Origin of the sequence: Pseudomonas sp. MN1F (assembly GCF_009391885.1) — a bacterium.
In the GTDB taxonomy this organism is placed as follows: domain Bacteria; phylum Pseudomonadota; class Gammaproteobacteria; order Pseudomonadales; family Pseudomonadaceae; genus Aquipseudomonas.
The window spans coordinates 87,023-100,878 of sequence record NZ_VZII01000025.1; the positions used below are offsets into that span (position 1 = coordinate 87,023).

Below are 13,856 nucleotides of genomic sequence, written 5' to 3' on the forward strand. Positions count from 1 at the left end.
GGGCCATCATGGATAAACGACCTGGAGGGCCATGGCCATGGGACGTCTGAACCGCGTTCTTGTCGCCTTGACCCGTTGGGGGTTGGGCATTTGTGCCCTGCTCGCGGTGCTGGTGGCGTTGTATGTCAGCCTCGGCCGCGAACTGGTGCCGCTGGTGGCCGAATACCGTGCCGACGTCGAAAGCAAGGCCGAACAGGCGCTGGGCCTGCCCGTGCATGTGGGCGCTCTGGAAGGGCGCTGGAGTGGCCTGGCGCCGATATTGCGCGTGCGTGACCTGCAACTGGGCGAGGGCGCATCGGCCCTGCGCCTGGATGAGGTCAAGGTGGTACCCGACCTGTGGGCCAGCCTGACCTCCCGTGAAGTGCGCCTGGCGCGCATCGAACTCGGCGGCCTGCAACTGATTCTGCGCGAAGATGAGCAGGGTGGCTGGGCCCTCGAAGGGGTACCGAAAAAGGACGACGCACCGCTGGACCCTGCCGAGCTGTTGCAGCGTTTGCGCCAGTTGGGCCGCATCGATGTGTTCGACAGCCAGGTTACCCTGCAGCCCTGGCAGCGTGACCCGCTGACCCTCACCTATGTCAGCGTCGGCCTGCAGGCCGGCGCATCACGCCAGGCCCTCGACCTGCGTGCGACCTTGCCCGACGGCCAGCCGCTGGCGGTCAACCTGCGCAGCCGGGCGGATGCCAAGGCCTGGCGCGATGGCGAGGTCGAGGCCTACCTGAGCTTGCCGCAAAGCGACTGGGCGCGCTGGTTGCCGCCGGGTTTGCTGGGCCAGTGGCGGGCTGAAGCGCTGAAGGCCGGTGGCGAGTTCTGGGTCGACTGGAGCAAGGGCCAGTTGCAGCAGGCGGTAGTCCGCCTCAACGCCCCGCAACTGCGCGGTGCCTACGCCGAGCGCAAGGCCGTGGCCCTGGACAATCTTGCCTTGGCCGCCTGGTTCCAGCGCCGTGATCAGGGTTTCGCTGTGGTGGTGGATTCACTCGCTGCGAGCATCGGCAAGACACGCTGGGAATCGCACCTGCAAGTGAACCAGCGCCTGGGCGATGAACCGGCGGACGAAACCTGGCAAGTGCAGGCCGACCGCCTTGACCTGACCCCGTTGACCCCCTTGATCAATGCCCTGGCCCCCTTGCCGGACAAGCTCATGAGCGTGGTCGATGCGCTGAAGGTCACCGGGGCCCTGCGCAACGTTCGTCTGGAAGCACGGCCAAAAGCCGAGGGTGACCAGCGCCTGCAGTTCGCCGCCAACCTGGAGAGGGTCGGTTTCGATGCCTATCACGGCGCACCGGCGGCCGGTAATGTCAGCGGCAGCATCAGCGGCGACCTCGGGCACGGTGAGCTGCGCCTGGATACCGACGCATTCATGCTGCATCTGTACCCGATCTTCGCCAAACCCTGGCAATACCAGAAGGCCAATGCGCGCCTGACCTGGGCGCTCGACAAGCACGGTTTCACCCTCATCGCACCTTACCTCAAGGTGCTGGGCGAGGAAGGCAAGATTGCCGGCGATTTCCTGATTCGCCTGCTGTTCGATGAAGGTTCCGAAAGCTACATGGACCTGCGCGTCGGCCTGACTGAAGGCGATGGCCGCTATACCGCCAAGTACCTGCCCGAAGTGCTGAGCCCGGCGCTCGACGAATGGCTGCGCAGCGCCATCGTCAAAGGCAACGTCGACCAGGGCTACTTCCAGTACCAAGGCTCGTTGAACCACGGCGCCGCGCCTGAGGCTCGCAGCATCAGCCTGTTCTTCAAGGTCCACGATGCCGCGTTGGACTTCCAGCCAGGCTGGCCGCAGGTGCAGGAGGTGGATGGCGATGTGCTGATCGAAGACAGCGGTGTGCGCATCAAGGCCAGCAAGGGCCTGCTGCTCGACACTAAAGTCAGCGATGTCAGCGTGAATATTCCCCATGTCGACAGCGGCCAGCACAGCCACCTTTACCTGGACGGCAATTTCGACGGCAGCCTTGGCGATGGCTTGAAGATCCTCAAGGAAGCACCGATCGGTACTGGTGAGATCTTCGCCGGCTGGGAAGGCGAGGGCCCGCTCAAGGGCAAGCTCGAGCTCGATGTGCCCCTGGCCCACGGCGAGCGGCCAAAAGTGCTGGTGGACTTCGCCACAGCCGATGCGCGCCTCAAGGTGGCCCCGCCAAGCCTGGACCTGACACGCCTGAAGGGCGACTTCAACTTTGACTTCGACAAGGGCCTGAGCGGCAAGAACATCAGCTTGCAGGTGTTTGGCAAGCCGGTCACCGCGCAGATCAGTGCCCAGGGCCAGCCCGGGCAGATGCAGACGCGCATCAATGCCAGCGGCCAGGCCTCGCTGAAATCCCTGACCGACTGGCTGCAGTTCAAACAGACCTTGCCCGCCACCGGCGATCTGCCTTACCAGTTGCAGATCAATCTGGGCAGCCGCGACAACAGCTTGAATGTCAGTTCTTCGCTCAAGGGGCTGACCATCGATCTGCCGGTCCCCTTCGGCAAGGCGGCGGCAGATACGCGTGACAGCCGTTTCAGCATGAACCTGCAAGGGCCTGAGCGGCGGTTCGATGCGGCTTACGCCGACCTGGCCCGTTTCGCCTACGCCGCACCGGCCGACAAGCTGGGCCAGGGCCGCGGTGAACTGCTGCTCGGCGCCGGGCAGGCGCAGCTGCCAGCGGCGCAGGGGCTGCGGGTGAAGGGGCGGCTGGAAAGCCTGGACCTGGCGCCTTGGCAGGAGCAGGCCGCACGCTTTGCCGGTGACGACCCTGGTGGCAATGCCCGGCAGAACCTGCAGAGTGTCGACCTGAGCATCGGCCAGCTGAAGGCTTTCGGCATGAGCCTGAACCAGGCCGTGGTGCGCCTGACCCGGGGCGGCCCAGCGTGGGATCTGCGCCTGGACAGCAAGGAAGTCATCGGTAACGCACGCGTGCCCGATGCCAAGGCTGCGCCGATGGTCGTACGCCTGCAGACCCTGCGCCTGCCGCCTGCCGACCCGGCTGAAGCGCAGTCGGAGGAGGGCCCGGACCCGCTGGCTTCATTCGACCCGCGCAAGGTGCCGGCCCTGGACCTGAGTATCGACAAGCTTTATCGCGGCGATGACCTGTTCGGCAATGCCGCGCTGAAGCTGCGCCCGACTGCACGGGGGGTGACAGCGCAGGACATCGACCTCGATTTCAAAGGCCTGCATGTCGATGGCAGTGGCGGTTGGGAGGGCCAAACGGGGGCTACCAGCAGCTGGTACAAAGGCCGGCTTGATGGCAAGAACCTCGCCGATGTGCTCAAGGCCTGGGGTTTCGCCCCGACTGTGACCAGCCGCGATTTCCGCCTGGATGTCGATGGCCGTTGGCCCGGTTCGCCGGCCTGGGTCGGCCTCAAGCGCTTCTCGGGCAGCATGGATGCCGCCTTGCGCAGCGGTCAGTTCGTCGAAGTGGAAGGTGGCGCCCAGGCCCTGCGGGTATTCGGCCTGCTCAACTTCAACTCGATTGGCCGGCGCCTGCGCCTGGACTTCTCCGACCTGTTCGACAAGGGCCTGGCTTACGACCGGGTCAAGGGCCTGCTGGTGGCCAGCAGCGGTGTCTACGTGACCCGCGAGCCGATTACCGTGACCGGGCCGTCGAGCAACTTCGAACTCGATGGCACCCTCGACCTAGTACGTGATCGGGTCGATGCCAACCTGCAGGTGACCCTGCCGGTGACCAACAACCTGCCGCTGGCCGCGCTGATCGTCGGTGCGCCTGCGGTCGGGGGGGCGCTGTTCCTGGTCGATCGATTGATCGGCGACCGGGTGTCGCGTTTTGCCAGCGTGCACTATCGCGTCGAAGGGCCGGTGAAAGAGCCTAAAATCACCTTTGTGAAACCGTTCGACAAATAACTTCGGGAGTGCCCATGAAGGCAGCGGTCATCCAGATGGTCAGCCAGGACGATGTGCTGGCCAACCTGCAGCGTGCGGGCACCTTGCTCGAACAGGCGGCCTTGGGCGGTGCGCGGCTGGCCGTGCTGCCGGAAAACTTCGCGGCAATGGGCCGCAAGGATGCCGCCGCCATCGGCCGCGCCGAAGCCATGGGCGAAGGCCCGATCCTGCCATGGTTGAAACGTACCGCGCGCGACCTCAGATTATGGATTGTTGCCGGTACCTTGCCGCTGCCACCGCAAGGCCAGCCTGAAGCCAAGGCCCATGCCTGTTCGCTGCTGATCGACGAACACGGCGAAGTGGTGGCGCGCTACGACAAGCTGCACCTGTTCGACGTGGATGTGGCCGACAACCGTGGCCGCTACCGCGAGTCCGATGACTATGCCCATGGTGCCCAGGTGGTGGTGGCTGATACGCCGGTAGGGCGCTTGGGGCTGAGCGTGTGTTACGACCTGCGCTTCCCCGAGCTGTACAGTGCCTTGCGCGGCGCAGGCGCGGAACTGATCACGGCACCCGCCGCCTTTACTGCGGTCACAGGCGCTGCACATTGGGAAGTGCTGATCCGTGCCCGGGCCATCGAGACCCAGTGCTACGTGCTGGCGGCGGCCCAGGGCGGTAGCCATCCAGGCCCGCGGGAAACCCACGGGCATGCCGCGATCGTCGACCCTTGGGGGCGGATCGTCGCAGAACAGGCGCAAGGCGAAGCGGTTTTGCTCGCCGAGCGCGACGTTGATGAACAGGCGTCCATCCGGGCGCGCATGCCGGTCACCACGCACCGGCGCTTTTTCTCGCAGGACGCCTTGCGGCCTGCGCACACCTCGGAGTGACTATGAGCCAGATGTTATCCACCGTCAGCGAGCAGCTCCTGGCACCGGGCGGACTCACCCTCGACAGCCTGCAGAGCGTGCTGGGCGAACTGGCCGGCCCCGGCATCGATGCCGCGGACCTGTATTTCCAGGGCCAGATCTCGGAAACCTGGGCGCTGGAGGACGGCATCGTCAAAGAGGGCAGCTTCAACCTTGACCAGGGTGTGGGCGTGCGTGCCCAGTCCGGTGAGAAGACGGGCTTTGCCTACAGCAATGCGATCAACCTTGAGGCGCTGACCTCGGCCGCCCGTGCTGCCCGCTCGATTTCCCGCGCTGGCCAGAACGGCACGGTGCAGGCGTTCCGCAGCCAGGACGTGACGGCGCTGTATGCGCCGGAGAACCCGCTGGACGTGCTCAGCCGTGCCGAAAAGGTCGAGCTGCTCAAGCGCGTCGATGCCGCCACCCGTGCCCTCGATCCGCGTATCCAGCAAGTCAGCGTGAGCATGGCCGGGGTCTGGGAACGCATCCTGATTGCCGCCGCCGACGGCAGCCTGGCCGCCGATGTGCGGCCGCTGGTACGTTTCAACGTCAGCGTCATCGTCGAGCAGAATGGCCGCCGCGAGCGCGGCGGGCAGGGCGGTGGCGGGCGTACCGATTACCGCTTCTTCACGCAAGAGCGCGTCATGGGCTATGCCCGCGAAGCGCTGCGCCAGGCGCTGGTGAACCTTGAGGCTATCCCGGCCCCGGCCGGCACGTTGCCGGTGGTACTGGGGTCTGGCTGGTCGGGTGTGCTACTGCACGAAGCGGTCGGTCATGGCCTGGAAGGCGACTTCAACCGCAAGGGCAGTTCGGCATTCAGCGGGCGGATCGGCGAGAAGGTCGCTTCGCAGTTGTGCACCATTGTCGACGACGGCACCCTCCAAGGTCGCCGCGGCTCGTTGAGCGTCGATGACGAAGGCACGCCGACCGAATGCACCACGCTGATCGAGAACGGCATCCTCAAGGGCTACATGCAGGACAAGCTCAATGCACGGCTGATGGGCGCGGCGCTTACCGGCAACGGTCGCCGCGAGTCATATGCGCACCTGCCCATGCCGCGCATGACCAACACCTACATGCTGGCCGGCGAAAGCGATCCGCAAGAAATCATTGCCTCGGTGAAGAAGGGCATCTACTGCGCCAACCTCGGCGGTGGCCAGGTCGACATCACCAGTGGCAAGTTCGTGTTCTCGACCAGCGAAGCCTACCTGATCGAAGACGGCAAGATCACCGCTCCGGTGAAGGGGGCGACCCTGATCGGCAACGGGCCGGAGGCCATGAGCCGAGTGTCGATGGTCGGTAATGACCTGGCGCTGGACAGTGGTGTGGGAACGTGCGGCAAGGATGGTCAATCGGTGCCGGTAGGCGTCGGGCAGCCGACCTTGAAGCTGGATGCGATTACCGTGGGCGGTACTGGCGCTTGATGGATGTCCGGGGGCTGCAAGGCAGCCCCAGGCGGCGGGAATCAGCGCAGGCCGCGCTGCATCTCGTCGAGATCGCGGATGTACTTGAACACCTTGCGCGCAGCGGCAGGCGGTTTGTTCCGCGCCTTTTCGTGCTGGGCATGACGGATCAGCGAGCGCATCTGCTGGCGATCGGTTTCGGGGAATTCCTGAACAAAACGCTCAAGGTCTTCGTCATTGCCATCGATCAACCGGTCGCGCCAGCGTTCCAGGCCATGGAAACGCTCGTTGTACTGGCGGCTGGAGGTGTCGATTTGATCGAGCACGGCGTGGATGGCGTCCAGGTCCTGGTCGCGCATCAATTTGCCGACGAACGACATGTGGCGTTTGCGCGCGCCATGGGCGGTGTGCTTGCAGGCTTCGGCCAGGGCTTTGCGCAGCTCGTCGGTGAGCGGCAGGCGCGCCAGGGTATCGGCCTTGACCGTGGTCAGGCGCTCGCCGAGTTCGACCAGTGCATGCAGTTCGCGCTTGATCTGGGTTTTGCTTTTTTCGCCGTCGAAGGCGTCGTCGTATGAATCAACCATGGTGGCAGTCCGCTAGAAATCGCCGCCATGATAACCAGTCGGGGGCCGCTTGTCCGGTCCGGTCGTAGAATGACCCTCGCCGAACGCAGAATTTGAGTGGAGAAAACCATGAGTGCAGTCCAGAGCGTAGGCCCAAAGGACCTGCCAGCGTTGCAGGAGCAGGTCGAAGCGATCATTGCAGAAGCACGCAAGCAAGGCGCCAGTGCCTGCGAAGTGGCGGTATCGCTGGAGCAGGGCCTGTCCACCACGGTGCGCCAGCGCGAGGTCGAGACGGTCGAATTCAACCGCGACCAGGGCTTTGGCATCACCCTCTATGTCGGCCAGCGCAAGGGTTCGGCCAGCACCTCGGCCAGTGGCCCGGATGCCATCCGTGAAACCGTCGCCGCTGCTTTGGCGATTGCCAAACATACCTCCGAGGACGAGTGTTCGGGCCTGGCGGATGCCGCGCTGATGGCCCGCGAGATCCCCGACCTCGACCTTTATCATGACTGGGACATCGAGCCGGAGAAGGCCATCGAGATGGCGCTGACTTGCGAGGCGGCGGCATTTGACGCCGACAAGCGCATCCTCAATGCTGATGGCACCACCCTGAACACTCACCAGGGTTGCCGTGTGTACGGCAACAGCCACGGCTTCATCGGTGGCTACGCCTCGACCCGGCACAGCCTGAGCTGCGTGATGATCGCCGAAGGCGAAGGCCAGATGCAGCGTGACTACTGGTATGACGTGAACCGCCAGGGCAACCTGCTGGCCGACCCGCGCAGCATCGGCGTGCGCGCCGCCCAGCGCGCTGCCAGCCGCCTGGGTGCGCGGCCAGTACCGACCTGCGAAGTGCCCGTGCTGTTCTCCGCCGAGCTGGCCGGTGGCCTGTTCGGCAGTTTCCTGTCGGCCATCTCGGGGGGCAACCTGTACCGCAAATCATCGTTCCTCGACGGCGCCATCGGTCAGCGCCTGTTCCCGTCCTGGCTGACCCTCGACGAGCGCCCGCACATTCCGCGCGCGCTGGGCAGCGCTGCATTCGACGGTGACGGCCTGGCGACCTACGCGAAACCGTTCGTCGACAAAGGCGAGCTGGTGTCGTACCTGCTGGGTACTTACTCCGGGCGCAAACTGGGCTTGCCAAGCACTGCCAACGCCGGCGGCGTGCATAACCTGTATGTCACCCATGGCGTGGAAGACCAGGCGGCGCTGATCCGTCGCATGGGCCGTGGCTTGCTGGTAACCGAGCTGATGGGCCATGGCCTGAACATGGTGACCGGCGATTATTCGCGTGGCGCGGCGGGCTTCTGGGTCGAGAACGGCGAGATTCAGCATGCCGTGCAGGAAGTGACCATTGCCGGCAATATGAAAGACATGTTCCAGCAGATTGTCGCGATTGGCAGTGATCTTGAGACCCGTAGCAATATTCACACAGGATCGGTGCTGATCGAGCGAATGACGGTCGCTGGCAGCTGATACCCGCCAGAATCCCCGTGACATTGAAACCCGGCCATCGCGCCGGGTTTTTCTTTGATCACCAGGGTTTTGATTCGTTTGAATGCTTCCATGGCCTGGCCTCAATCTATACCCATATGGGTATAAAGGCAGCCGCACAGGAATGCACCCTGACAATTGGCAGGGGATATTGCAGAAAGGGGCTTACTCGCCTTCGTCGAAGAAGTTGTTGATCAATGCCACCAGCGCTTCCAGGGCCTCGCCGTCCTGCTCGCCCTCGGTCATCAGGTGCACCTGAGTGCCTTTGCCTGCGGCCAGCATCATCACCGCCATGATGCTCTTGCCGTCCACCAGCTTGTCGGGCGCGCGGCCGACGCGGACCTGGCAGGGGTATTTACCGGCCACGCCGACGAACTTGGCTGCCGCCCGGGCATGCAGGCCCAGCTTGTTGATGATGGTGATTTCGCGGGCGGGCATCGTGCGGTGGATCCTGTGGGCTAGAGGTCGCGGTGGCGGACCTGGACGTTTTTCAGGGATTGCTGCAACAGCTGGCCGAGGCGCTCGGTGATGTAGACCGAGCGGTGGTGGCCTCCGGTGCAGCCAATGGCGATGGTGACATAGGCGCGGTTGCTGGCGGCAAAGCGTGGCAGCCATTTGAGCAGGTAGCTGGAAATGTCGTTGAACATTTCTTCGACGTCCGGCTGTGCGGCCAGGTAGTCGCTAACTGGCTGCTCCAGGCCGGAATGATCGCGCAGCTCCGGTTTCCAGTATGGGTTGGGCAGGCAGCGTACGTCGAACACCAGGTCGGCATCGACCGGCATCCCGCGCTTGAAGCCGAACGACTCGACCAGGAATGCGGTGCCAGGCTCAGGCTGGTTGAGCAGGCGCAGCTTGATCGAATCGCGCAATTGGTAGAGGTTGAGGCTGGTGGTGTCGATCTTCAGGTCGGCAAGGTCGGCAATCGGCCCCAGCAGTTCGCTTTCAACGCGGATCGCTTCGGCCAGCGAGCGGTCGGCGTTGGTCAGCGGGTGGCGACGGCGGGTTTCCGAGAAGCGCTTGAGCAGCGTGTCTTCGTCTGCGTCAAGAAACAGCACGTCACACTGGATGTGGCGCCCACGGGCCTCCGCCAGCAGTTCGGGGAAGCGCGACAGGTGGCTGGGCAGGTTGCGCGCATCGATCGAAACCGCCACTTTGGGTTGCAGCAGTTCGGTATTGATCAACGCATTTTCCGCCAGCTGCGGCAGCAGCCCGGCGGGCAGGTTGTCAATGCAGTAGAAACCGTTGTCTTCCAGGACATCGAGGGCGGTGCTCTTGCCGGAGCCGGACCGGCCGCTGACGATGATCAGGCGCATGTTCAGTGCTCGTTCTGTGCGTCCAGGACAACCTGGTACAGGGCCTCGCTGCTACCGGCGGCACGCAGCCGATCGCGGACCTCCTTGCGATCGAGCATGCTGGCGATCTGGCGCAGCAATTCAAGATGGGCATCGGTGGCCGCCTCTGGCACCAGCAGGACGAACAGCAGATCCACCGGTGCGCCATCGATGGCGTCGTAGTCGATCGGCGCATCCAGGTGCAGCAGGGCGCTGACTGGGGACGAGCAGCCTTCAAGTCGGCAATGGGGAATGGCAATGCCATTGCCAAAGCCGGTCGAGCCCAGTTTTTCGCGAGCGATGAGCTTTTCGAAGACGTCTTGCATCTCCAGCCCGTTTACTTGCTCGGCAATCAGGTTGGCGACCTTTTCCAGGGCGCGCTTCTTGCTGCCGCCCGGCACGTTCACCAGGGAACGGCCGGGGGTCAGGATGGTTTCGAGTCGGATCATGGATAAGAGGGATCAGCGGGCGGCTGCACCTTGCAGCAGGCTTTGCTGTTTTTCCTTGTGTTTTTTCAGTTGGCGGTCGAGCTTGTCGGCCAAGGCGTCGATCGCTGCATACATGTCTTCGTGTTCGGCGTTGGCAACCACTTCACCGCCGGGAATCTGCAGGGTCGCCTCGACCTTCTGCTGCAGCTTCTCGACTTTCATGATGACCTGCACGTTGGTGATCTTGTCGAAGTGACTTTCCACGCGAGCGAGCTTTTCAAGCACATAATCGCGCAGTGGCTGGGTGACTTCTACATGCTGTCCACTGATATTGACTTGCATACAGCTTCTCCTTTGTTGCCCGTGCATAAAGAGGCAGGTATTGCACCTGCCCCACAAACGCTGTGGCACATCCAGGGGCTACATCAGTCGCTTGCGCTCGCTCGACGGTGCGATGCCGAGGGACTCGCGGTACTTGGCGACGGTGCGACGGGCTACCTGGATGCCTTGTGCCTCCAGTAAACCAGCGATCTTGCTGTCACTCAATGGCTTTTTCTGATTTTCCGCCGCAACCAGTTTCTTGATGATCGCGCGGATTGCCGTAGACGAGCATTCTCCGCCTTCGGCGGTGCTGACGTGGCTGGAGAAAAAGTATTTCAGTTCGTAGATGCCACGCGGGGTGTGCATGTATTTCTGCGTGGTTACCCGCGAAATGGTCGACTCATGCATGCCCACCGCTTCGGCGATGTCATGCAGGACCAGCGGCTTCATCGCTTCATCGCCGTGGTCGAGGAAGCCGCGCTGGTGTTCGACGATCTGCGTGGCGACCTTCATCAGCGTTTCGTTGCGGCTTTGCAGGCTCTTGATGAACCAGCGCGCCTCTTGCAACTGGTTGCGCATGAAGGTGTTGTCGGCGCTGGTATCGGCGCGGCGGACGAAGCCGGCGTACTGCGGGTTGACCCGCAGGCGCGGGATCGCTTCCTGGTTCAGCTCGACCAGCCAGCGGTCGCTGTCCTTGCGCACGATCACGTCAGGCACCACGTATTCCGGTTCGCTCGACTCGATCTGCGAACCGGGCCGCGGGTTGAGGCTCTGCACCAGTTCGATCACCTGGCGCAGTTCGTCTTCCTTGAGCTTCATGCGGCGCATCAGCTGGCTGTAATCGCGGCTGCCGAGCAGGTCGATGAAGTCGGTGACCAGGCGCTGGGCCTCGCTCATCCAGGGCGTGCTGGCGGGCAGCTGGCGCAATTGCAGCAGCAGGCACTCGCCGAGGGTGCGGGCGCCGACGCCGGCCGGTTCGAACTGCTGGATGCGGTGCAGCACCGCCTCGACCTCGTCGAGCTCGATGTCCAGCTCCGGGTCGAAGCCTGCGCAGATTTCTTCGAGGGTATCTTCCAGGTAGCCCTGGCCGTTGATGCTGTCGATCAGGGTGACGGCGATCAGGCGGTCGGTGTCGGACATCGGTGCCAGGTTCAGCTGCCACAGCAGGTGGCTCTGCAGGCTTTCGCCAGCCGATGTGCGGGTGGTGAAGTCCCACTCGTCGTCATCGTTGCTCGGCAGGCTGCTGGCGCTGGTCTGGTAGATGTCTTCCCAGGCGGTGTCGACCGGAAGCTCGTTGGGGATTCGCTCGTTCCACTCACCGTCTTCCAGGGTTTCGGCACTGGAGGTGCTTTCCTGGAAGCTGTTGTCCTGGGCTTCGGCGGCCGGCTTGTTCTCGGCGTTGTCCGCCATCGGGTCGCTGTTGTCGAAGTCGTCGCCGTCTTCCTGACGTTCGAGCATCGGATTGGACTCCAGCGCTTCCTGGATTTCCTGCTGGAGGTCCAGGGTGGAGAGCTGAAGTAGGCGGATGGCCTGTTGCAACTGCGGGGTCATCGTCAGTTGCTGGCCCATTTTTAGGACGAGCGATGGTTTCATGGCTGGGGCTTAATACCTTGTTCGCCGGCGCGCATGCGCCATCCACTACACGAGGGCGCCAAAGCGCCAAATTCAAGCAAGTTTTATGCCTCAAATTGTAGCGTTTGCCTAGAGCGCTGTAACAACTTAAGCCCCTACAGGGCATTAATGCCAGTGCTCCAGGCAGGACCTGAGGGTCAGAGTCGGAACTCGTGGCCCAGGTAGACTTCCTTGACCAGGTCGTTGGCCAGGATGGTCTCGGCGTCCCCTTCGGCGATCAGTCGACCGTCGTTGACGATGTAGGCGGTCTCGCAGATATCCAGGGTCTCACGGACGTTGTGGTCGGTGATCAGTACACCGATACCCTTGGCCTTGAGGTGATGGATGATCTGCTTGATGTCGCCCACGGAAATCGGGTCGACACCGGCAAAAGGTTCGTCCAGCAGGATGAACTTCGGTGCGGTAGCCAGGGCGCGGGCAATTTCGACACGGCGGCGTTCACCACCGGAGAGGCTCATGCCGAGGTTGTCGCGGATGTGGCTGATGTGGAACTCCTGCAGCAGGCTTTCCAGCTCTTTGCGCCGGCCTTCGCGGTCGATGTCCTTGCGGGTCTCGAGAATGGCCATGATGTTGTCGGCCACCGACAGCTTGCGGAAGATCGAAGCTTCCTGCGGCAGGTAGCCGATGCCGGCGCGGGCGCGGCCATGCATGGGCTGGTGACTGACATCGAGGTTGTCGATCAGTACGCGCCCCTGGTCGGCCTGGACCAGCCCCACGATCATGTAGAAGCAGGTGGTCTTGCCGGCGCCGTTGGGGCCGAGCAGGCCGACGATCTGCCCGCTGTCGATCGACAGGCTGACATCACGCACGACTTGCCGCCCCTTGTAGCTCTTGGCCAGGTGCTGGGCTTTGAGGGTTGCCATTTACTCGGCCTTCTTCTTCGGCTGGATCACCATGTCGATGCGCTGACGTGGTTGAGTCACGTTGCCACCACGACCGGCGGTCGCAACCTGGGTCTTGGTGTTGTAGATGATCTTCTCGCCTTCGGTGGTGTTGCCTTCGTTCTCGACCTTGGCGCGGTCGGTGAGGATCACCGTGTCTTTCTGCGCCTGGTACTGGATGGTCACCGCCCAGCCTTTCATCTTCTCTGGCTTGGCCGCGCTCTGCTGCTGCTCGAAGTAGGCCAGGTTGCCCACCGAGGTCACCACGTCGATGTCGCCATTGGCGGCACGGGTCATGGTCACGGTGTTGCCTTTGATCATCATCGAGCCCTGGGTGATGATCACATCGCCGGTATAGGTGGCCACGCCTTGCTTGTCGTCCAGGTGCGCGTTGTCGGCCTGGATGCGGATAGGCTGGTCACGGTCGGTCGGCAGGGCGAAGGCGCTCGCGCTTCCCAGTGCTGCGCTCAGGCTGAGCAAAAGGGGGAGGGTTTTAACGAGCCTCATACTGTCCTCTTACGTTAGAGAGCAAGTCCATCTTGCCTTCTTTCAAATACGCTTTCATTCCTTTGCCCGTAGTTGTGCCACCGGCGCCGTCGATTCTAACGGCTTGCTCGGTCTGCGCATATTGCTTCTGCGGGAATACGGTCATGCGGGAGCTGGTAACCACGAGTTCACGCTGTTTTTCGTCGATGCGTTGCACGCGGACATTCTCGATCAGCTCGACCTCGGTGCCATCCGGGTTGACCTCGGCACGTGCACTCTGCACGTGCCAAGGGTACTCGGTGCCCCGGTACATGTGCAGGTCAGGTGTGGTCAGCAGGGTGACTTCGCTGGCCCTGAGGTGCTCGACCTTGTCGGCGGTCATCTCGTATTGCAGCTTGCCGTCGGGCATGAACTGCACGCTGTGCGCGTTGATCGCGTAGTAATCGATGGCACTTTCGTCAACCTGGGCCACTGGCTTTTCGAGGAAGCTCTCGGGGCTGACATTCCAGTAGCCGATTGCCGCCAGCAGGGCGGTAATCACCGCGAGCAGCGCAATATTGCGGGCTTTCTTGCTGAACATGGGCAG

Annotated in this window: 13 protein-coding genes; 4 read left to right on the forward strand and 9 right to left on the reverse strand. The window is 63.1% G+C overall.

Going from position 1 to position 13,856, the window contains the following annotated elements:
* Window positions 1-31 precede the first annotated feature (31 nt).
* The 3 genes from F6X59_RS14140 to tldD are packed head-to-tail and all read left to right on the forward strand — an operon-like array spanning window position 32 to window position 6,155.
* Complete coding sequence (locus tag F6X59_RS14140) at window positions 32-3,847, forward strand: YhdP family protein (RefSeq protein WP_152956734.1); 3,816 nt, start codon at window positions 32-34, stop codon at window positions 3,845-3,847.
* Between the two features lie 14 nt (window positions 3,848-3,861).
* Entirely contained in the window at window positions 3,862-4,713 is an 852-nt protein-coding gene (locus F6X59_RS14145) for a carbon-nitrogen hydrolase family protein (protein WP_152956735.1), read from the forward strand.
* A gap of 2 nt (window positions 4,714-4,715) precedes the next feature.
* Window positions 4,716-6,155: a metalloprotease TldD gene (gene tldD, locus F6X59_RS14150; protein WP_152956736.1), complete on the forward strand. Its 1,440-nt coding sequence runs from the start codon at window positions 4,716-4,718 to the stop codon at window positions 6,153-6,155.
* Window positions 6,156-6,196: 41 nt separating this feature from the next.
* On the opposite strand, the gene yjgA is transcribed toward tldD, so the two are convergent.
* Window positions 6,197-6,718, reverse strand: a complete 522-nt coding sequence (yjgA, locus tag F6X59_RS14155; protein WP_060511316.1) for a ribosome biogenesis factor YjgA — start codon at window positions 6,716-6,718, stop codon at window positions 6,197-6,199.
* Window positions 6,719-6,826: 108 nt separating this feature from the next.
* Here yjgA and pmbA point away from each other — a divergent pair, with 108 nt between their 5' ends.
* A complete protein-coding gene (pmbA, locus tag F6X59_RS14160) occupies window positions 6,827-8,173 on the forward strand; it encodes a metalloprotease PmbA (protein ID WP_152956737.1) in 1,347 nt (448 codons plus the stop codon).
* A 183-nt stretch (window positions 8,174-8,356) separates the two neighbouring features.
* On the opposite strand, the gene F6X59_RS14165 is transcribed toward pmbA, so the two are convergent.
* The 8 genes from F6X59_RS14165 to lptC form a co-directional block, all read right to left on the reverse strand.
* A complete protein-coding gene (locus tag F6X59_RS14165) occupies window positions 8,357-8,629 on the reverse strand; it encodes an HPr family phosphocarrier protein (protein ID WP_152956738.1) in 273 nt (90 codons plus the stop codon).
* A gap of 20 nt (window positions 8,630-8,649) precedes the next feature.
* Window positions 8,650-9,504 (reverse strand): RNase adapter RapZ, encoded by an 855-nt coding sequence (rapZ, locus tag F6X59_RS14170; RefSeq protein ID WP_152956739.1) that lies wholly within the window; start codon window positions 9,502-9,504, stop codon window positions 8,650-8,652.
* Between the two features lie 2 nt (window positions 9,505-9,506).
* On the reverse strand, window positions 9,507-9,971 hold the full coding sequence (ptsN, locus tag F6X59_RS14175) for a PTS IIA-like nitrogen regulatory protein PtsN (protein WP_152956740.1): 465 nt from the start codon (window positions 9,969-9,971) through the stop codon (window positions 9,507-9,509).
* 12 nt (window positions 9,972-9,983) lie between these two features.
* A complete protein-coding gene (gene hpf / locus F6X59_RS14180) occupies window positions 9,984-10,292 on the reverse strand; it encodes a ribosome hibernation-promoting factor, HPF/YfiA family (RefSeq protein ID WP_003255135.1) in 309 nt (102 codons plus the stop codon).
* Window positions 10,293-10,370: 78 nt separating this feature from the next.
* Window positions 10,371-11,864 (reverse strand): RNA polymerase factor sigma-54, encoded by a 1,494-nt coding sequence (locus F6X59_RS14185; RefSeq protein ID WP_152956741.1) that lies wholly within the window; start codon window positions 11,862-11,864, stop codon window positions 10,371-10,373.
* Between the two features lie 176 nt (window positions 11,865-12,040).
* On the reverse strand, window positions 12,041-12,766 hold the full coding sequence (lptB, locus tag F6X59_RS14190) for an LPS export ABC transporter ATP-binding protein (RefSeq protein WP_060511298.1): 726 nt from the start codon (window positions 12,764-12,766) through the stop codon (window positions 12,041-12,043).
* Window positions 12,767-13,291, reverse strand: a complete 525-nt coding sequence (gene lptA, locus F6X59_RS14195; protein ID WP_152956742.1) for a lipopolysaccharide transport periplasmic protein LptA — start codon at window positions 13,289-13,291, stop codon at window positions 12,767-12,769.
* Window positions 13,278-13,850, reverse strand: a complete 573-nt coding sequence (gene lptC / locus F6X59_RS14200; protein ID WP_152956743.1) for an LPS export ABC transporter periplasmic protein LptC — start codon at window positions 13,848-13,850, stop codon at window positions 13,278-13,280. Before lptC ends, lptA begins: the two co-directional genes overlap by 14 nt.
* Window positions 13,851-13,856 lie beyond the last annotated feature (6 nt).